This is a genomic window from Brevibacterium permense (genome assembly GCF_013280495.1).
Lineage (GTDB): Bacteria > Actinomycetota > Actinomycetes > Actinomycetales > Brevibacteriaceae > Brevibacterium > Brevibacterium permense.
In genome coordinates this window covers 1-21,096 of record NZ_JABSSX010000023.1, presented here as the reverse complement: position 1 = coordinate 21,096, position 21,096 = coordinate 1, and the positions used below count along the sequence as shown (strand labels likewise).

The 21,096-nt window shown below is 60.9% G+C and carries 12 protein-coding genes and 1 pseudogene; 10 read left to right on the top strand and 3 right to left on the bottom strand.

Annotated features, from left to right (window positions below; all coding sequences use genetic code 11):
- The first annotated feature begins 105 nt into the window (after window positions 1-105).
- The 9 genes and pseudogenes from HK353_RS16435 (at window position 106) to HK353_RS16390 (ending at window position 9,779) form a co-directional block, all read left to right on the top strand.
- Window positions 106-1,101, top strand: a complete 996-nt coding sequence (locus HK353_RS16435) for an integrase core domain-containing protein (RefSeq protein WP_173157921.1) — start codon at window positions 106-108, stop codon at window positions 1,099-1,101.
- 139 nt (window positions 1,102-1,240) lie between these two features.
- Window positions 1,241-1,576 (top strand): annotated as a pseudogene (locus HK353_RS17630) (amino acid permease); the annotation flags it as partial.
- Between the two features lie 49 nt (window positions 1,577-1,625).
- Window positions 1,626-2,186 (top strand): amino acid permease, encoded by a 561-nt coding sequence (locus HK353_RS17640; RefSeq protein ID WP_173157919.1) that lies wholly within the window; start codon window positions 1,626-1,628, stop codon window positions 2,184-2,186.
- Window positions 2,114-2,812: an APC family permease gene (locus HK353_RS16420; protein ID WP_173157917.1), complete on the top strand. Its 699-nt coding sequence runs from the start codon at window positions 2,114-2,116 to the stop codon at window positions 2,810-2,812. The genes HK353_RS17640 and HK353_RS16420 overlap by 73 nt, the downstream gene beginning before the upstream one ends.
- 1,233 nt (window positions 2,813-4,045) lie before the next feature.
- On the top strand, window positions 4,046-4,255 hold the full coding sequence (locus tag HK353_RS17505) for a hypothetical protein (protein ID WP_342589970.1): 210 nt from the start codon (window positions 4,046-4,048) through the stop codon (window positions 4,253-4,255).
- A gap of 419 nt (window positions 4,256-4,674) precedes the next feature.
- A complete protein-coding gene (locus HK353_RS16410; RefSeq protein ID WP_173157915.1) occupies window positions 4,675-5,427 on the top strand; it encodes an OBAP family protein in 753 nt (250 codons plus the stop codon).
- Window positions 5,428-5,650: 223 nt separating this feature from the next.
- A complete protein-coding gene (locus HK353_RS16405; RefSeq protein WP_173157912.1) occupies window positions 5,651-6,721 on the top strand; it encodes a glycosyltransferase family 4 protein in 1,071 nt (356 codons plus the stop codon).
- A gap of 725 nt (window positions 6,722-7,446) precedes the next feature.
- Window positions 7,447-7,854 carry a glycosyltransferase family protein gene (locus HK353_RS16400; protein ID WP_167193757.1) on the top strand — a complete coding sequence of 136 codons (408 nt, stop codon included), beginning with the start codon at window positions 7,447-7,449 and terminating at the stop codon, window positions 7,852-7,854.
- A 293-nt stretch (window positions 7,855-8,147) separates the two neighbouring features.
- Window positions 8,148-9,779 carry a glycosyltransferase gene (locus HK353_RS16390; protein ID WP_217278552.1) on the top strand — a complete coding sequence of 544 codons (1,632 nt, stop codon included), beginning with the start codon at window positions 8,148-8,150 and terminating at the stop codon, window positions 9,777-9,779.
- A gap of 161 nt (window positions 9,780-9,940) precedes the next feature.
- Here the strand turns inward: HK353_RS16390 and HK353_RS16385 are convergent, their stop codons facing one another.
- The 3 genes from HK353_RS16385 to HK353_RS16375 all read right to left on the bottom strand — a co-directional run bounded on the left by HK353_RS16385 (window position 9,941) and on the right by HK353_RS16375 (window position 13,241).
- Window positions 9,941-11,125 carry a M20 metallopeptidase family protein gene (locus tag HK353_RS16385; RefSeq protein ID WP_173157910.1) on the bottom strand — a complete coding sequence of 395 codons (1,185 nt, stop codon included), beginning with the start codon at window positions 11,123-11,125 and terminating at the stop codon, window positions 9,941-9,943.
- 95 nt (window positions 11,126-11,220) lie between these two features.
- Window positions 11,221-12,645, bottom strand: coding sequence for an AbgT family transporter (locus tag HK353_RS16380; RefSeq protein ID WP_173157908.1), 1,425 nt, complete (start codon window positions 12,643-12,645; stop codon window positions 11,221-11,223).
- A 206-nt stretch (window positions 12,646-12,851) separates the two neighbouring features.
- The gene (locus tag HK353_RS16375; protein ID WP_342589969.1) at window positions 12,852-13,241 is read right to left on the bottom strand and encodes an AMP-binding enzyme; all 390 of its coding nucleotides are present in this window, start codon (window positions 13,239-13,241) and stop codon (window positions 12,852-12,854) included.
- A gap of 756 nt (window positions 13,242-13,997) precedes the next feature.
- Here HK353_RS16375 and HK353_RS16370 point away from each other — a divergent pair.
- Entirely contained in the window at window positions 13,998-20,525 is a 6,528-nt protein-coding gene (locus tag HK353_RS16370; RefSeq protein ID WP_173157906.1) for a DUF7507 domain-containing protein, read from the top strand.
- Window positions 20,526-21,096: the final 571 nt, after the last annotated feature.

Below are 21,096 nucleotides of genomic sequence, written 5' to 3'. Positions count from 1 at the left end.
CCTTTCACTGTTCACGACTTCACTGTCGTGGGTGAAAGCAATCCTGCTCTACTGCTACCGGGTACTTACATAGCTGCTACCACTTCGTTACACAGGTGCTACCGAATGCCGCTTCCGAACAAGCAACTTGATGCCTTCGAATACGATCTGACCGATGGGCAGACGGTGACGATCTATCAGCTCCTCGATGACTCCACCCGGTTCGACGTCGGCACGACCGCTCATATTCGTGCTGAGAACAGTACGGACGCCAAATCGGTGCTCGCTGACGCGATCGCTGCTCATGGTGCCCCGCAGGAGGTCCTATCGGATAATTCCTCGGCGTTCAACCAACTTCGGCAGGGCACGATCGGAGCCGTGGAAGTGTTCCTCGCCTCACATGGAACAATGCCCATCAGCGGACTGCCAGGCAAGCCGACGACGCAGGGCGAGAACGAACGCTCCCACCAGACACTAGTGCGTTTCCTCGACGCGAACCGGGCCGCAACGGTCGAGCAGCTGCGGCAGGTTATTCGGCGTTTCCGTGATCAGTACAACTCGCGTCGGCCGCACCAGTCGCTCAACGATGCCACGCCGACTCAAGCATGGAACCTAGTCGAGCACACTCCGGCCACCGAACCGATTCCGATGGCTGTTCTTGAGGCGAAAGCACGAGAATATCTACAGGCCCGTTTGCAGCGGCAGAATCAGCTCAACCGTGCTGGGCTGACGATCACGAAGAATGGACATGTCCTCCCGGACACCGCTTCGGATAGGCAGCGTTCTGATCAGTCGGTCGTAACCGTCACGCGAGCGAACCGGCGAGTGTACTATCACGGCTATCACGTGTCGCTGCCGTCGACTTTTGCTGATCGGCAGTTTTATCGCACGATCACCGATGAGACATTCTTGCTCACGGACATGGGCACCGGTGAGATTGTGTTGTCCTTCCCCTTGCCGATGGTCGCTCTCGGCGTACGAGGACGCTTCATTTCTTCCTATGCGATCCGTGGAGTCCAGGTCGCGAATCCGACGAAGCAATGGCGCATAAAATACGAACAGTATGTTGAAGAGTTCGCCTCGCGTGTTGAGGATATGCCCGACGTATTCATGCTTCGGTAGATGAACTCGATTCCGGATCCGCTCCCTCCTCAGCGGAGGGAGCGGTAGTTGTGTACAAAGCTCTGAGATCGGTTGTCCCCGATGTGGTGAGGTTCAGTGTCCACGATGTTGCGAGGTTACACACCACTTCGTTACACAGGTGCTACCGAAAGGCGCTGCCGTACAACGCGATATCGGCAAGACCGGGCTACTCTTCACCGGGGTCGGGTCGATCATCGGCTCCGGTTGGCTCTTCGGCGCCTTCGATGCCGCGAGCATGGCCGGACCGGCCGCGATCCTGTCGTGGGCTCTGGGCGCGGTCCTCATCATCTTCGTGGCACTCAACTATTCCGAACTCGGTGTCATGTTCCCCGTCGCCGGCGGTGTCGTGCGCTACCCGCACTATGCCTTCGGTTCGTTCGCCAGCTACACCAGCGGGTGGATCACGTGGCTGGCGGCGGCGGGAACCGTCGGCATCGAGGTGCTCGCGGCCGTCCAGTACGCCTCGAGCTACATGCCGTGGCTGATGGAGTCGAAAGAGGGGGGTGCTCGTCCTCACGGTTCCGGGTATCTTCGTGAGCATCGCAATGGTCGCGGTCTTCTGCGTCATCAACATGTTCGGCGTGAAGTTTTTCGCCCAGTTCAACAACGTGCTCGTGTGGTGGAAGCTGATCGTCATCGTCCTCGTGTTCATCGGACTGGCGCTTCTGGCGTTCAACCCCGGTCACTTCCACATGCCCGAGTTCGGCGGTTTCGCCCCCAACGGCATCGCCCCGATCTTCGCTGCCCTGCCCGCGGCGGGCATCGTCTTCTCCTACCTCGGATTCCGTCAGGGAGTGGAGTTCGCGGGTGAGACGAAGAACCTGCAGAGGAACGTACCCTTCGCCGTCATCGGTTCGATCGTGCTCACCGGCACCATCGCATCCTTCTGCAGGTCGCGTTCATCGGCGCCATCCCCACCGATCTGCTCAGGGACGGTTGGGGCGGACTGTCGTTCTCGAACTCGGCGGGACCATGGGCAGAGATCGCGCTCATGCTCGGCGCGATGTGGCTGGCGATCATCCTCTACATCGATGCCGTCGTCTCTCCGGCCGACACCGGCCTGATCTTCACCGCGCTGACCCCGCGCCTGTCGTACTCGCAGGCGCGCGTGGGCAATGCCCCGCACGGGATGACGAGGCTGAACAAGGAGGGCATCCCGTGTTTCGGTCTGCTCATCACGTTCATCGTCGCCTGCTTCCTGTTCTTCCCGTTCCCGTCGTGGGCGAAGATGGTCGGGTTCATCACCTCCGGGACCGTCATCTCCTTCGGCTCTGGCCCGATCACAGTCGCGGCGCTGCGCCGTCGGCTTCCCGATCAGGAGGGCCCAATCAAGCTGCCCGGCGGAGAGACCCTGCCGTTCCTCGGGTTCCTCGCCGCGAACCTCATCGTCTTCTGGACCGGCTGGGACACGAATTGGAAGCTGTTCCTGGCGATGGCGCTGGGCTATGTGGTCCTCGGCCTGCACTACGCGTTCAGCGACCGCAGCAAGATCCCGCCCCTGCAGTTCAAGTCCGGGTGGTGGATGATCCTGTGGCTCGGCGGTCTGGCCGTGCTCAGCCTGCTGAGCAACTACGGTGACAGCGCCATGGGAGGTCGTGACCAACGTCGAGAACACCAAGGAGACCGCAGCCGAACACATCGAAGGCAAGTGATCCTTTGCCCAAACATCGAATCCTTCGACGCTAGATAACGAAACCCTCGCCGAGGCGGCCCGACCCCGTACATCCACGAACAATGGAGTGCGGGGTCGGGTTCGTCAGTTGAGTTGCGAGCGTTGAGACGCTCATTCGAAGAGAGCGAAGAAGCAGGCAGTGGGGTCCGAAGTGATTGAGTGGTTCCACAATACGAATTGGTATTGCCTACACTGATCAAAAGAAAAACCCCGGCTGCTTGCCGACTCAGGTTCGACAGAGGCGTATGCCGGGGACTTCCCGTTTATTATAGGTCAAACGAGATGGAGAATCCAGTGGAGTTGTCGCCCAGACAGATTGCAGCTCTCGACCGATCGATCACTCCGACTCGTATGAGTACCTATCTGTCCGCAGCGTCGGGCGATACTTTACTCGCTCGTGAACTGTACCTGTGGGATCGCGCAGTGTCAGTAGGTTTCCTCGCAGATTTGGCGATCTCGGAGGTCGCCCTGCGAAATGCCATGAGTGCTCAACTCGAACGTTGATGGGGTGCTGAATGGTACGCGAATACAAATGTTCCTCTCGATGACCGGTCATCTTCTGCTTTGAATACTGCCTGGCGCCGAATCAGCGGCCCTAAGACGCCTGGAAAGCGTGTCGCTCAATGTACGTTCGGATTCTGGCGTGGATTGCTCGACAAAGGGGACCACGCGGGCAGGGAGCCTCGACGTGTCCGATGCGACTACGAAGTCCTCTGGCGCGGAGTCCTCGATAAGTCGTTTCCAGGCGGTCGCGAACAAGCACGCGCCGATGGGAAGCGCTGGAACCGCGACTACGCCTTGGCTGTCGTTTCTCGAATCAACGACCTGCGCAACAGGGTCGCTCATCACGAACCATTGGTGAATGGATTTCCATTGTCAGGGCAACGGACACGAGTGAGCGCGCAGGCTGTCTATGAGGACTTCTTACGATTGGCAGCGATGCTGGACCGCGATCTGCATTCACTCATTGAGGCAACGTCACAAGTGCCAGGACTGCTCGCGGCCCGCCCCAACGGGTGATCCTGAACCTCCGCTTCACCGGAACTTCGAGCTTCTTACCCGTCTTCGTGTGCGGGTAGGCAGCTGCCGCAGCTGCCCTTCGACGAGGCCAAGAAGGTCATCCCCGGCGTATACACGACCGGATGGATCAAGCGCGGACCCGTCGGGCTCATCGGTCACACGAAAGGCGATGCCCTCGAGACGATCGGGCACATCCTCGACGATCAGGCCGACGGGGCGCTCACCGAACCCGTGTACCCGGAGGAGTCCTCGATCGTCGAGCTGCTCGAGTCCAAGGGCGTCGAGTTCACGGACTGGGAGGGCTATCACCGGCTCGAGGAGGCTGCGGAGAAGGCTCTCGGTGAGACCGAGGGCCGGGAACGCGTGAAGATCGCGACCCGAGAGGCCATGCTCGCCGAGGCGCGCGCCCACCTGACCGCGGATGCGAACGCTGGAAGCTGATCAGACGGAGGTTCTCATCTGAAGGCCTGTTCCCACATCGTGCGGAGCAGGTCTTCGGCTTTGTCCGGATAATCCAGACAGACATAGTCAATCCGGGGCTCAAGATGAAATCAAGTCGTGGCTCCGTGGCTTGCGCCAGTTGAGAGCGGAAGGATTATACTCCGGGGAATGATTCGAGGAGGTCGATGATGAGGAAGAAGAAGAAGCAGTTCCGGACACCGTGGAGCATCGTGACGATCGGAACACGCGGGAAGACAAGGAAAAGACGGAAGCCGGGGAAGCTGTCACTGACCAGGTGGAGGACGAGCAGTTCGAAGAGTGTTCCACGACGGGGTCGTTTGACGAACTGGCTCCCGCGATAGTCCGCAGCCGTTCTGCAGGGGGGTTCAATCGTGTCATCATCCGCTTTACGATGAATTATGGAACTGACACATCTGAAGAGCTTCACTACCGGACTGACTCTCGGCATCGGCGGCGTCGCAGCGGCTCTTGCCGGGCGCAGGGCCGTCAGCAATCTCAAGACCAGCAAGGGCCATCCTTGGAAGCACCGCGTGTTGGACCTGGGCTCCGCGTTCCTCCAGCGAAAATATCCGCTGGAGGCGATGAGCACTTACCTCGACGGGCTGCACATCTATGCCGATGACACCGGACGCCAAGTCCATGCCGCTCACTTCTGCATCCACTTGGAACACGACCTGCACCAGTGCGTCATCTTTGACCGCAACGCCTATGACGCCCGTCTGATCGGCATCGAGTACATCATCAGCGAAGACCGGTTCCGCTCCCTGCCCGAAGAGGAGAAGGAGCTCTGGCACAGCCATCATTATGAGATCAAGTCCGGAATCCTCACCGCCCCTGGCGTTCCGGAGATCGCCGAACACGCCTACTTCGAGGACCTGGTGAAGACCTACGGCAAGACGTTCCACATCTGGCAGTACGACGTTCACGACTTCCCCTACGGTGCCCCGCAGCTGATGATGGGCTTCACCGAGGATGGGCAAGTCCGCGAAGAGCTGGTCCGAGAGCGCGACCGCGAAGTCGGGGTCTCGACGCAGCGCAACCGCGAACGCCGCGAAGACATCCCGATGCCGGAGGTGGCCCCGGGCGCGAACTCGTGGGAGACCGGGACGACGGTGCAGCCGACTCTGCAGGAAACACCCGTCAAACGGTAGAAAGCCAAACGGCAGAACCACCGACAACATGTGAGTCATTCGGAGCCAGCTCAACCTGTTACAGTGATTACGATGTAAACACTTTGGTCGTGGAAGCCTGGAACCAACGCGCCGGGACTCGAACGCCGTCTATGTTCCATTGCGAAGAGGTCCATCAGGGATCATCGTTTAAGCCGCCAATGATTGGTGAACGCTGATCCGGGTCGAGCGGAGGCACAGAGTTTTGCGAATCTGTCTGATAGCGTCCAGCCGTTTTCCCATCAACCAGCCCTTCGCGGGTGGTTTGGAGTCCTTTACGCACGCTGTGCTGAAGGAACTTGTCTCTCGTGGGCACTCGGTCACGCTGTTCGCCGCTCCCGGCAGCGATCCTGACCTCGATGTCGAGATGATCGTTCCGGAGGTCTTGCGTCTCTCCGAAGCGGCCCGGCTCGACGTGTCGGCGATGCCTACGGAATGGATGAGGCAGCATCACGCCTACTTGGACCTGATGCTCGGGCTGGCCGGGCAGACAGAGTTCGATGTCATCCATAACAATTCACTTCACCATCTGCCATTGGCCCTCTCGTCAATGGTGCGCACCCCGATCGTGACGACCCTGCACACGCCGCCCACGCCTTGGTTGGAATCGGCCGTGGTCTTCCGCGCGCCGACGACTTTCTTCGCTGCCGTGTCGAGCGCCACAGCCCGGGCTTGGTCGCACGCAGTGGAGAGCACTGTGATCTCGAATGGAGTCGATACGAATCTGTGGGATGCGGGTCCTGGTGGGCCGGCCTGCGTCTGGACTGGGCGCATGGTCCCGGAGAAGGCCCCCCATGTGGCAATCGACGCCGCCCGCGCTGCGGGATTCCAGATCGCTTTGGCAGGTCCGGTCATGGACGAGAAGTACTTCGCTGCAGAAGTGGCCCCGCGGCTGGGAGACGATGCCCGTTACTGCGGGCATTTGGATCAGCAGCGGCTGCGCAGCCTGGTGGGATCGTCGGCCGTGGCTGTTGTGAGCTCTCAATGGGAGGAGCCTTACGGTTTGGTTGCAGCAGAAGCCTTGGCCTGTGGGACACCTGTGGCGGCTTTTCCGAGGGGCGGGCTGGTTGAGGTCGTTCGTGGCGATGTCGGAGCTTTGGCGGACCAGCTCACCGTCGAGGCCTTGGCCCGAGCGATCTGCAGTGCTGCCGGCCGGAGCCGTATGGCGGCCCGTAAGTATGCGGTCGAACACCATTCTCTGGACAGCACCGTCAGCGGATACGAAGCATTGTATCGTCATGCAGTCAATGCTGCGGCAGGAAGCTTCGCGGAATGAACGTCGATCAGGGCCCCGTCCATCCGGTGATCGGTTGGTACATCCACCATCAAGGTTCGGGACACTTGCACCGCTCCATGTCGATGGCGCGTGCGCTGGCTCGTGCCGGATGGCACGTCACCGGACTCTCCTCCTTGTCTCGGCCCGCGCAGTGGCCGGGTGAATGGGTGAGATTGGAACGTGACGACAGCAGCTCTGAATTCTGCGAAGCGCCTACGCCGGCAGAAACGGCAGCCGAGGCTTCAGACGGATGCCGGATGGATCGAGATGACGTCACGGCCGGTGGCAGCCTCCATTACGTCCCAATTGGGCACTCCGGATTGAGACGGCGCTCGGCTCAGATCTCTGGATGGATCGATTCCGCTAGGCCCCGGCTGATGGTCGTGGATGTCTCGGTGGAAGTCGCGATTCTCGCTCGATTGCACGGGATACCTGTGCTGACGGCTGTTCTGCCGGGAAGCCGCGGCGATTACACTCATCAGCTCGGCTTTCGCCTCAGTTCAGCGATTCTCGGATTCTGGCCGGAGTCTGCGGAAGGGATCGTCTCCGGGATCCCAGAAGACAGCGAGCACAAGTTCCATGCCCTCGGCGGATTGTCCCGATTCCCCACACTCGAGGTGTCGTCAGACGCGCGTGGGGATAAGCGGGGGCCAGCGGATGATGCCTTTTCCATCGTTGTGCTCAATGGTGCAGGTGGAGGTGCACTGAGTGATGACCTCCCACATGTGCTCACGCAAGAATTCCCTACAGCTGAAGTCACGGTCCTGGGCGGCTCGAACGGCATGTGGGTGGAGGACCCGTGGCCGATCGTGCGTGATGCCGCGGTCGTAGTCACAGCGGCAGGTCAGAACTCGATTGCGGAAGTCGCCGCCAGCCGTACCCCGGCAGTTGTCATCGCCCACCCCCGTCCCTATGACGAGCAGAACTGGATGCTCGAAGTCCTCGTCCGAGGTCCGTGGCCGGTCATTGCAGGACCAGACGACAGCAACGCCGCGGACTGGGCTCAGGCGATCGCCGAGGCGCTGCGACTCGATGGGAGCCGTTGGTCTACCTGGTGCGACGGCAAGACTCTCGAACGCTTCAGCAACCTCGTGCTCAGATACGCCGCCGACGTCTGTAAGGGAGAACGATGAGCATTTCTGTGACCGGCCCCCCGGGCACCTTTGTCATCACTACAGTCCATGGTCGCCATGATCACCTGCGTCGACAGCGGGAATGCCTGGCCTTCAGCACCGTGCAACCGACAGACCATATCGTCGTTGCGATGAACGATGAAGACGTCAGGGGACGTGCCGGGTCCCCCACCGTTCCTGTGTCGATCGTTTCGATCCACAGGCCCGGACCTGGCCTACCTCTTGCCGCGGCTCGAAACCTCGGTGTGGCCCATACCGCTGGACACCCGGACGATCTTCTGATTTTTCTCGATGTGGATTGTCTTCCGACGCCCGATCTGATCGCGGCCTATCAGAGTGCCGCACTGGCCCACCCAAAGGACCTGCTCTGTGGACCCGTCAGCTATCTGCCTGATGTCGAACTCGATCCGATCTCCCCGGACTGCGTCGAACGTCTGGCACTTCTGAGCGAACCGCACCCCGCTCGGCCCGCCCCCGCTTCCGGGGAGATGATCACCGCGGGTGATCACGACCTGTTCTGGTCACTGTCGTTCGCCGTCCGCCGCGGGGTGTGGGACCAGATCGGAGGCTTCGACGAGAACTTCGAAGGCTATGGAGGGGAGGACACCGACTTTGCGTGGCAGGCCCGCAGCACCGGGACAGGGCTGACCTGGGTGGGCAGCGCTTCCGCTTTCCACCAGTACCATCCGGTGTCCTCACCCCCGGTGGAGCATCTTGACGACATCCTGAGCAACGGTCGACTGTTCGCGAAGAAGTGGGGCCAGTGGCCGATGCAAGGGTGGCTGGATCGCTTCGAGACGCTCGGCCTCGTGCGGCGGGGATCAGCGGGATACGAGCAGGTGCCGCTCACAGTGGCATCGGTCCCTGGCTCGCACGTCTACGTCCGCCACCTTTCCTCTCCGGACGAGGACGCGTCTGCGATCATCCGTCTGCCCGACCCTCCGCCGACCCGCGCTGACGCCCCTACGGGTGCGCCGTGGTGGCCGCCGGCCATGCTCGATCCCGATTGGATCCGCAACTGCGAGGCGGATGTCTTCCACATCCATTTCGGCTTCGACGCCCACTCCCCGGCTCAGCTGCACGCCGTCATCGACGCGCTGGAGGCACGCGAGATCCCACTCGTATACACGGTCCACGACCTGCAGAACCCTCACCACGAGGACGCGGCGCTGCATTCTTCCCAGCTCGACGTGCTGATTCCCCGAGCAACTGAGGTCATCACGTTGACCCGAAAGGCGGCAGAGGAGATACGGCAGCGATGGAACATCGACGCGCATGTCATTGCACACCCACATGTGGCTGAGTTGGAGACGATCTCTGAACTCGGAAGCTCCTCCTTGCCGCGTCAGGAAGAGTTCCTTCTCGGAATCCACCTCAAGAGTCTGCGGGCGAATATGGTGGGAATACCACTTCTGCAGGCCGCTGCTGCCGCTGTCGCGAAGATTCCAGGCGGCATCTTGCAGGTCAATCTTCATCACGACGTGTTCGATGAAGACGGCCCGCGTCACGACCCGGAACTCGTTCGCTACCTGCTCACCAGCGAAGTCGAGCTGCACGTGCACGACTATTTCTCCGACCGTGAGCTCTTCGAATACCTCTCCGGACTTGACGTTTCCCTGCTTCCATACCGTTTTGGGACTCATTCGGGTTGGATGGAGGCCTGCCACGATTTCGGCACACGGGTCATTGCTCCGAACGTCGGCTGCTATATCAGTCAAGGTGCTGATGCGAGCTATTCCTGGACCCGTGAAAACGGGGTGTGGACCCCGGATGCAGACTCATTGCACTCTGCAGTGCTGAGCGTATCTTCTGGTCAGAGAGAGCAGGTCGAAGAACTCGTCAACCGCCGCCGAAGCGAACGGAATGAGATCGCTGCGGCGCACGCAGCAATCTACCGCAGCGCCCTGGCGAAAACGCGGTCCTGACGGCGAGAGCGGAGCACCGGCCGCACCCGGTGCCCGCATGGGCCGAGTTCGGCAGGTCGGAGAGCCGACCGAGGCTTCGGGCGAAGCCGTGACGAAGCGCAATCACCGGGGCGCTTCAGGCGCCCTCGGCCCGGATCGAGCAGCTGTGCGGCTGTTGTCGATCACCTCGCCAATCGAGCAAAAGCGAGGTGGGCGAGCGCTGCGGCCGAGTCTCCGAGCCAGGTGTCATCGAATTTCACGCGTGGCGAATGGTTGTCCTCGGACTCTGGGTCGACACCCTCAGGAGTCGTGGCGAGGTAGACGTACGCGCCGGGCACCTCATTGAGGACGAAGGAGAAGTCCTCCGAACCCATCTCCGGATTCGGCATCTCCTCGTAGCGATCCGGGCCATAGACCGAAGTGAGCTGCTGCGCGGTCCAGGCGGCTTCCTCGGTGTCGTTGGTGGTGACAGGGAATCCGGGCTCGAAGGTGATCTCGGCACGACACCCATGGGCTGAGGCGATGCCGTCGGCGATCCTGGTGATCTCAGTCCGCAGCTGCTCGACCCGCTCCGGAGACAGGTAGCGGATGCAGGCCCCCAGGCTCGCGGTGTCGGGGATGACATTGTTGGCATCCGATCCACGCAGCTGTGTGACGGGCATGACGACTGGGTCGAAGACATCGAATCGACGTGACGTCATGGTGTTGAGAGCCACCGCCAGTTCGGTGAGGGGGGCTACCGGGTCGCGGGCGAACTGGGGCTGGGAGCTGTGTCCGCCTGCGCCGCGCATGGTGATCTCCAAACTGATGAATCCGGCCATGAGCGGGCCCGGGCGGGTGGTGAAGACCCCGCCCGTGCCGGGCTTGACGTGAATGGCATAGGCGGCGACGGGACGCTCTCCGGCCGCTTCGAGCATGCCTTCGTCAATCATGTTCTTCGCTCCGCCATCGCCTTCTTCGTTGGGCTGGAACATGAAGATCACAGAACCGGGCAGCTCATCGCGACGGGCGGCGAGCAGCCGGACGGCACCGATGAGGCCACTGGTGTGCAGGTCGTGACCGCAGGCATGCATGGCCCCGTTCGTCGACGCGAATGGGTAATCTGTTTCCTCGTTGACCGGCAGGGCATCCATGTCGCCGCGCAGCAGCACCGTCGGCCCTGGCTTCCCTCCGCGCAGCACGGCCACGACCGAGCTCTGCGCCACGCCCTTCGTGATCTCCAGGTCGAGGCCGTCGATGGCGTCGAGGACGGCCTGCTGGGTCCGCGGAAGGTCGGTGCCCACCTCGGGATTGGCGTGGAGATCTCTGCGGATGGTCTGCAGTTCGGAGAGGATCTCGGCGGCGTCGGCACGAAAGTCGGGAATCATCGGGCATACTCGCTTTCTTCGTGTGTTTGGCATCGTAGGTCGTCGAAGTTCGGGTTTTCGGGTTCCTGCTGCTGCAGTGAACATCCGCTGTTCGTTCAGGCAGTCCAGATGAACACATGAACGATGAAGACGTAGATCCCACCCAGAACGTAGAAGATGATCATCAGCGGCCAGAGGAAGCGGACCCATTTGAACCAGGAGACACCGGCAATCGCAAGACCGGCCATCATCGCACCGTTCGTCGGGGTGAACCCGTTGGAGATGCCGTCACCGAACTGATAGGCCAGCACCGCGGTCTGTCGACTCACCCCGACGAGGTCGGCCAGCGGAGCCATGATCGGCATGGTCAGTGCGGCTTGGCCGCTGCCCGAAGTGACGATGTAGTTGATGGCGCTCTGTGCGCCCACCATGCCGACTGCCGCCCAGTTGCTCGAGAGCTGCCCGACCGCCGTGGACAGCCCATAGATGATCGTGTCGATAACGTGGGCATCTTCGAGCAGAATGATTCCGCTGTAGGCCAGGCCCACCGACAACGCAGCAACGAGCAGATCCTGGCAGCCCTTGGTGAACGAATCAGCGACGTCGTTGTAGTTCATCTTCGCGATGGTGGCGACGACCAGCGCCATGACGACGAACAGCGCCGACATCTCCGTGATGAACCAGTCGAAGGCGATGATCCCGATCGGCACGGCGACGATTGTGGCGACGAACACCCAGAGGACGGCGACGTCCCGCTTCGTCAGCGGATCGTCCGTCGAGGTGGACGAGCCATAAGCTTCGTCGTCGGGTCCGATGCCGATGAGGCTCCGACTGGGGTCCTTGAGGATCTTGGCTCCATACCGCATGAAGTAGATGACTGCGGCGAGGTAGAGGATGACGAAGAGTCCGATGCGGACGGCCATCCCGGAGAAGATCGGCACACCCGCGATCTGTTGGGCGATTCCGATATTGAACGGGTTGGTGAAGGAGCCGGCCCATCCGACCGCGGTTCCGACCAGAGGAAGGGCTGCGATGAGGATGCGGTCGAACCCGATCTTCAACAGGATCGGCAGGATGATGAGGAGGTAGGGAATGGCCTCTTCGCTCATGCCGAACGTCGCTCCCGATAGGGAGAAGAAACCCAGCAGAATCGGGATGATCCAGAGTTCCTTGCCGGCGAACTTGGTGAGCACCCCATGCAGCAGTCGATCGATTGCGCCGGTCGCGTTGAGTACACCGAGCGCTCCTCCGATGATGAGGAGGAAGAAGATGATGTCGGCGCCCTCGGTCATCCCCGACAGAATCGACGTGAACAGATCGAAGGGATTCGCCGGAGCTGAGTCCACTGCATGGTATGTGCCGCTGATGACCAGGTCTCGGCCCGAATCATCGACTCGGGTGTCGTACTGCCCTGAGGGGATGAAGTAGGTCGCGATTCCCAGAACAACGACGATTCCGAAGAGGATGACGAAGGTGTGTGGAACCCGTTTCGCAGCGGGTGTCTTCGCTGGCTTCGCAGCGGGTTCGGCTTTCGAATTCACTTTGCTCCTCAGTCTCCTTCGGCGTCTGGATCGTAACGTCACAACGACATCGTCCGGGAGCGAATCACTGTGTGTACGTCTCTGCCGCGTTGGTGCAGGCATCCGCGATGCTGTGGCGAGTGTGCGCCTCGTCACAATGCTGGCAGGCCAGCTGTCCATTCGCTACAGGACTGCGAAGATAGTGTCCGAAGTATCGGACACCCTCCTCATGCAGGCTCACCGGGGCCCTGCCCAAACCGAGCAAAGTACGCCAACGCCTCGAACGAATCCACAGCATCCGGATTCGCGACCTTGGCCAGATCGTGCCCCTGGATGAGCCGCTTCACCGGCACCTCGAGCTTCTTGCCCGTTTTCGTGTGCGGAATCGCCGGGACCGCGATGACGTCATCGGGCACGTGCCGCGGCGAGGCCTTGGACCGCAGCTCCTCAGCAATTCGTGACCGCAACCCGGAATCCAACGAAACCCCCGACGCCAGAACGACGAACAGCGGCATCCAGTACCCGCCGTCGGGCTGCTCGGCACCGATGACCAAGGATTCGGCCACCTCGGGGATGCCGTCGACGATGTCGTAGATATCGGCGCTGCCGAGGCGCACTCTCTGCCGGTTGAGGGTGACCGATCAGTTCCACGGATCGTCATACGTAGCCAGGCTTTGGCTGGTGCGCTTGTTGGCGAAGTCGATGAAGTCAGCAATCTGCGGTCGCGGGGTCTAGTCGGGGTCGGGAAGCCAGATCGGTTCAGTGGTCAATTCTTCTCCTCAGCACGGCTGAGGGCGGTCCTCAACGAGGTGCCGGCAGGGGAGACGAAGAACATTCCTTCTGAAGTCAGGACAGCAGCCTCGACGCTCGGTTGAGGTGACGCCTTCGATCCAACCGCAGTTCAGCAAACCGCTGATCAGCTGCCCCGAAGCGATTCCGCAAAGCTTGGCAGAAGTTGAATGCGAACTGCTAGGAGCTATTGAGCAATATGTGTACTTTATGGCAAGATGTGCTTTGGATAGAAGCGTCTCGAGATGAGAAACACTTCGTCGCCGCCATAGACGGGGCCCTCAAAGACGGGGGCAGTGTCGATGGACGACTACCCCCTCGATCGGAACGCTTGAACTGCAGTGCAAAGGTCGTATATGTCATTCCCCTCATCCCTTGCTAGGAAGTTCCGCACCCCGTTCTCAGGGCACATGCTGGGTTCACTCAACCGTCTCGGTAGTCGGACACGTGCACTCATCGCGAGCGTTCTGACTCTTCTGCTCATCGCTGTGGTTCTCCCGGTCAACTCGGAACCCGCGCAGGCAGCTCCCGCTGAGGCTTCCCCGCAGGCCCTGCAGTGTGGGCCCATCTATACGATGCAGGGTTTGACGAATACGTCGCAGAATCTGTGGCAAATCGACCCCGCTTCGGGTGGACAGACGAGTCGCGGGACCTTCGGGGTTCCCAGCAATTTCGAGCAGATCAATGCGATGGGGATGAGTGCGGACGGCAGCTCGCTCTACGGCATCTACACACAGAGCGGCAATCGAGAGATCTTCCGTTATGACACGAACACGAACTCCTCACAGAGATTGACCCGCGGCCCCGCAAACTCTCCTATCACCCACGGCGCCGTGGACCCCAGCAGCGGCATCTACTACTACGGAGGGTTCTCGAGCTCCACTTCGAGCGTCCTCAACGTCTACGGGTTCAACCCCTCGACAGGCCAGTCTCTTGGACTGGTCGCCCAAGGTACAGTGCCCGCCGATGGTGCAAACGGCGACTTCGCCTTCTCCAGCGCTGGTGAGCTCTACTACATCGGGGCAAATGGGAACTCCTCGTCGACACTCGGGGTCGTCAACCAGGAGCTGCCGACGACCGCCCAGAGCAAGCCGAAAGTCATCGGAGGTACGAAGCTTACGAGCATCGCGTCGAAGCAACCGATCAACGGCATCGCCTTCGGCGGTGACGGGCTGCTCTATATGAGCAGCGGAACCACGCTCTACAGTGCCGACCCGACCAGCGGCAAGGTCCTGGGTACGAACTCCTTCGGGCAGACCGGCACCACCGATATGGCCTCGTGCGCGACTCCCAGCACGCTCCGGGTGCAGAAAGACTTCAGCAACGGCCGTTTCGCCCCCGAGGATCAGGCGACGCTGGATATCTCCGGCAACGGACTCGAGCCCGGTGCTCCCGGTAACACCGGCGTGACACAGGGCAATTCGAGCGGAGTCCAGAATCAGCAGCCCTCAGAGTACGCCGGTTCGATCATCGGACGACCTGGGCAGACCTTCCAGTTCTCCGAATCCGGGGCCGGCGCCAGCCAGAAGAACTACAAATCGACCTACAAGTGTGTGAACCAGCGCAACAAGCAGGAGCTGACAGGCGGCAACGGCACGAAGGGCAGCGTCACGATTCCCCGCGCCGGAGCCGACATCGTCTGCACTTTCGCCAACGAAGCTCAGCGACCCGGTCTGTCCTTGCAGAAGAACGCCCAGCTCAACGATTCGAACGGCAACGGCGTGGCTGACGCCGGCGATACGATCGACTACACCTTTACGGTGACCAACACCGGGCAGACGATCCTGGACAATGTCGCAATCGACGATGGATTCGATTTTGATGGCAAGGGAATCAGCCCGAGCTCGGTCGATGGACTGAAACCGGAGGATTCCCGAAAGTTCACCGCCAATTACACGGTGACGCAGAAAGACGTCGACCGCGGCAAAGACATCACGAACACCGCCACCGCACGGGGCGAATCACCGACGGGGCAGACTACCACCTCAGCAGAATCGAAGACCAACACACCGGTCGCCACCCGGGCCCCCGGGCTCTCGCTTCAGAAGACCAGTGAACTCGACGATGCCAACGGCAACAATGTCGCCGATGTCGGGGAGACGATCCGTTACTCGTTCACAGTGCAGAACACCGGCAACACCACGCTCACCGATGTGGCCATCAACGATCCGCTTCTCGACAGCACTGACCCTGAGAAATCGTCAAGCCTGGCTCCGGGAGCGGAAACGACCTTCTCCGGCAGCCACAAAGTCACCCAAGGCGACATTGACGCCAACGGGACCAACGGTGACGGAGTGATCCGCAACACCGCGACTGCCAGCGGTCTTACACCCGGTCAGGATGATCCCGTCAAATCCGATCCGTCCTCGACAAACACTCCGTTGCCTGCTCAGAACAGCAGCATCGCGCTCAAGAAGACGAGCGAGCTGGACGATTCGAACAGCAACAATGTCGCCGATGTCGACGAAACGATCGCCTACAGATTCACAGTCACGAACACCGGCAACACCACTCTGAAAGATGTCGACATCGCCGACGACTTCGATTTCGACGGGGCTGGGATCGACCCGGCCTCGATCGACAGCCTCGCCCCCGGCAACGACGCAAGCTTCACCGCGAAGTACACAGTCAGACAGTCCGATGTCGACGCAGGCGGGGTCATCGACAACACAGCCACCGCATCGGCGACCAGCCCCGGAGGAGATGCAATCGAGTCGGGCCAGTCCAGCACCGAGACGCCGGTCGCGGAACCGACCTCAGCGATGTCACTGAAGAAGGACGGAAAGCTTAGCCGAGACAGCAATGACAACGGTCTGGCCGATGTCGGGGACACTTTCGAATACACGTTCACGGTCACCAACCACGGAAACACGACCCTGGCAGACATCACGATCGACGACGACAGGATCGACTCCACCGATCCTTCACAGATCAGCTCTCTAGCGCCCGGTAAGTCTGCTGAGTTCACGGCGAAGTACACCGTGACGCAGGCCGACATCGATACCGGAGGGGACATCGTCAACACGGCGACAGCCTCGGGGCGCGCACCGAATGGCAACGATGTTCGAACCGGTGAGTCGACGGACAACTTCCCGACAGCGGGACGGGAGAACTCGGTCTCGCTGCAGAAGGACGGAGTCCTCGACGACACCAACGACAACGGCACCGCCGACGCAGGTGAGACGATCGACTACACCTTCACGGTGAAGAACAACGGCAACACCACGCTGACCGATGTCACCGTCAACGATGACACGATAGATGCCAACACCCTGAGTCCGAAGTCGGCAGCGTCGCTTGCACCAGGAGAGGAAGCGACATTCACTGGCAGCCGACAGGTCACGCAGGCAGACGTCAATGCCGGCGAAGACATCGTCAACACGGCGACTGCTACAGCTGCTGCGCTGGGCACGAACACTCCGATCACGTCGACCGAAGCAGTCGACAACGTGCCGACCACAGCGCAGACCAACGGTTTGGCCCTGCAGAAGACGAGCGCTCTCGACGACGACAAGAGTGCCGCTGAAGTCGGCGACGTCATCAACTTCACGTTCACCGTGACCAACACCGGGAACACCACCGTCGAGGATGTGAGCGTCGCCGATGAGTTCGATTTCGACTCCGGAATCGACCCCGGCTCGATCGAGAGTCTGGCGCCAGGCGAGCAGAAGACCCTCAACGCCGACTACACGGTGACCCAGTCGGACATCGACGCCGGTAAGGACATCAGTAACACTGCGTCGGCGAACGGCACCGCACCGAACGGTGCACCCGTCGAATCCAACGAATCCACCGCGAATACGCCGGTGAAGCCGCGAGCCAATGGTGTGGCGATCAGCAAGACTGCCGAACTCGAAGACACCAACGACAACGGCGTCGCAGATCAGGGCGAAACCATCGCGTACACATTCGTGGTCACCAACACCGGAAATACCACACTCACCGACGTCACCATCGACGATGATCTGATCGACGCTGACACACTCAAACCCAAGACAGCAGATTCGCTGGCACCAGGAGAACAAGCGACTTTCACCGCATCGTTCAAGGTGACTCAGAAGGCCATCGATAACGTACGCGACGATGGTGATCAGGGAATCGTCAACATCGCCGCCGCAGAAGCTGCGTCGCCCGGTGGGGACTCGATCACGAGCGCCGAGGATACGGCGAACGTGCCCCTGGCTCCGCAGGCCTCGGGGCTGCATCTGAAGAAGAGCGGCGAACTGCAGGGAGACGGAACAGCGGCGACGGTCGGTGACACCATCGACTACACCTTTGTCGTCACCAACACCGGAAACACCACACTGACCCACCTCGGCATTGATGACGATCGACTCGACGAAGTTGAGCTCAGCGATCCCGACTCTCTACCGAATGGTCTCGCCCCGGGCGAATCGGCGACGTTCAGCGGCAGCTACACAGTGACGCAGGCCGACATCGACGCCACCGAGTCGACCGACCTCATCAACACCGCCACCGCCCGCGGAACGACGCCCGGGGACAATGAGATCGCATCCGGTCCCTCCTCGGCGAACGTGCCCAAGGCACCTCGTTCCCCGCAATTGAAGCTGGAGAAGACCGGTGAGATACAGGGAGCGGACATCGCGGACGTCGGCGACGAGATCAAGTACACGTTCAAGGTGACCAACACCGGCAACACCTCTATCAGCGACGTGAGCATCGAAGATGCGAATGTCGATAAGGTCGAACCCGCCAACGTCGGCACAGTGGCACCAGGGGACTCGGCCACCTTCACTGCCACCTACACAGTGACGCAGGCCGACGTCGACGCAGGAGGCGTCGAGAACACGGCGACGGCGAAGGGGTCAACCCCTGATGACTCCGCAGTCGAAGCAGTGGACACCGACAGTCAGCCAGTTGTAGGGCCCGTACCTGCGATGACATTGGAGAAATCGGACGAGCTGCAGGACGAGAACGACAATAACGCCGCCGATGCCGGTGAAACGATCCAGTACACGTTCACGGTTGAGAACACAGGCAACGTGACGTTGCGCCGCGTCACCATCGACGATGTCAAGGTCGACGACGGCACATTGAGGCCGAAGTCAGTCAGCAAACTCGCTCCAGGCGATAAGGCGACCTTCACCGCCAGCTATACGGTCACTCAGGCAGATGTCGACGACGGCGGTCCGATCGTCAACACTGCGACGGCTCAGACACGGTCCGAAGGCGATCAGACTCCTGTCCGCTCCAACGAGGACAGCACGAAGACGCCTGTGGCAGAACATGATTCTGCCTTGTCTCTCAAGAAGTCCAATGAGCTGAAAGATGAGAACGACAACGGTGCCGCCGACGTCGGTGAGACCATCGAATACTCGTTCAAGGTGACGAATTCAGGAAACACCACTCTGAGCGACGTGACCGTCAATGATGAGCACATCGACGATGGGTCGCTGAGCCCGAAGTCCGTCGCCTCCCTGGCGCCGGACGAATCGGCGACCTTCACCGCCACTCACACGGTTACACAGGCCGACGTGGATGGTGGCAAGGCAGTGAGGAACACCGCCACCGCCGAAGGTACGGCTCCGGGCGACGACGACAAGGTTCGCTCCGCCGAAGCCAGCACTGAGACACCTGTCGCCGACACCGATGCTGCGTTGTCGATCGAAAAGACTGCGGATAAGGACACGCTTGTCGCCGGTGACTCCATTGAGTACTCGTTCAAAATCACGAACACGGGCAATGTGACTCTGTCCGATGTGGGCGTCGACGAGGGCGAATTCTCGGGTACGGGCGAACTTTCGCCAGTGAACTGCTCCGACGACTCAGCGAAGCTGGCCCCCGGCGATTCGGTGACCTGTACTGCCGCCTATGAGGTGACGCAGGCCGACGTTAATCGCGGTTCGCTCGACAACTCCGCAGCAGCGACGGGCAAGGCACCGAACGGTGACGATGTGGCCTCTGAGCCTTCGGACTGGAGCATCACGGGTGAGTCGGTTCCGGGTCTCTCGGTCGAGAAGACCGCCGACACGAACACGTTCGAGGACGGCGAATCGATCACGTACTCCTTCAAGGTGACGAACACAGGCAATGTGACTCTGTCGGATGTGGGCATCGACGAAGCCGAGTTCACCGGCTCCGGCGACCTGTCCGAGATCAGCTGTGCAAAGGAGGCAGCGTCATTGGCGCCGGGAGACTCGGTGAAGTGTACAGCTGCTTACAAGGCCACTCAGGCCGACGTCGACCGTGGTTCGATCGAGAACTCCGCGACGGCGAAGGCCACGACACCGAACGGTGATGATGTGGACTCTGACCCCTCCGAGGTGAGAATTCCAGCAGCCGAGGCCGGCCCGGCAGTGTCGATCGAAAAGACGGCGGATAAGGACTCTTACAAAGCTGGTGATTCGATCGAGTACTCGTTCAAAGTCACCAATAACGGGAATGTGTCCTTGTCCGATGTGGGCGTTGATGAAAGTGAGTTCACGGGTTCGGGCGAACTGTCCGACGTCAGTTGCCCCGACGATGCCGCAAAGCTGGCTCCCGGTGAGTCGATGACTTGCACGGCCACCTACGACGTGGTCCAGTCGGACGTGGACCGTGGTTCGCTCGAGAACTCGGCGACGGCCACAGGCCAGGCACCGAACGGTGACGACGTCGTCTCGGACCCGTCTGAGGTGAACCTATCTGCCTCGGATGAGGATTCGGACAGCTCTTCCGACGCGGATGTCAAGGGTGATTCCGACAGCTCGTCGGACGCGGACGCCAAGGATGATTCGGATAGTGCGACGGGTGCAGGTGCCGGAGATGATTCAGACAGTTCGTCGGAGTCGGATTCGTCTGCGGACAGTGACGGCGGCAAGGGGTCGGTTGCCAGTGCGGATGCGGAGGCGTCTGATAAGGCTGATGCTGGTCCCTCGGCTGACGCCGGTGGCTCTGACGACGCAACGAGTGGAAGTTCCTCGACAGAAGCGGACACTTCGTCGGAAGCGGCTTCGTCGACCGACGCGGATTCGTCCGGCAGCAGCGACGGCGGAGGAGACCTCCCCAGAACCGGTGCAGCGGGAATCTTCGGAATCAGCGCGATTGCTCTGCTCTTGTTGGCGATCGGAATGGTGATCGTGCCGTCGGTACGACGGAGAAAGTCGAGCTGATCTGGGGAGTCACGGCTCAGAGACAGAGTGCCTGCGCCTGTTGCGGCCGATTTCTCGGCCCGAAAGCACGGCTCTTGACTACAGCGGGTCGGCTCGTTTCGACTGCCGCGAGTCGCGCCTCAATGGACCTGCACTGTGGGCACTGGGCCTGTTGTCACCATGGACATGGGCACTGGCGATCATCGGCCTTGGCCGCTCAGCCAGCGACCTTTCACTGCGCCCCGTCGGCCCCGTTACCTTTTAAGTAGCCCCATCATCCGTCAGGATAGAAGGGGTCGCTGGCCTGAGGACCCCGGCATGATTGATGCCCCCAGTCACCAATGATCCGGGGGGTGTAGTCACCGGGGTTCGACGGCACCAGGGAAATCGCTAATAGGGGCCAGAACCACTGGCAGAACACATGCGTTGAGCCCGACCGTAACGTGGATGCCGAGCCCAGGAGCCACCCAGCACCACCGGCCAGCCGAACCACAACCAATATCCGGTCACATGAGTCGAAGAAGATGAGTGACATGATCACCAACCACGCTGACATCGACGTATTCATCGGTATCGATGTCGGCAAACACAA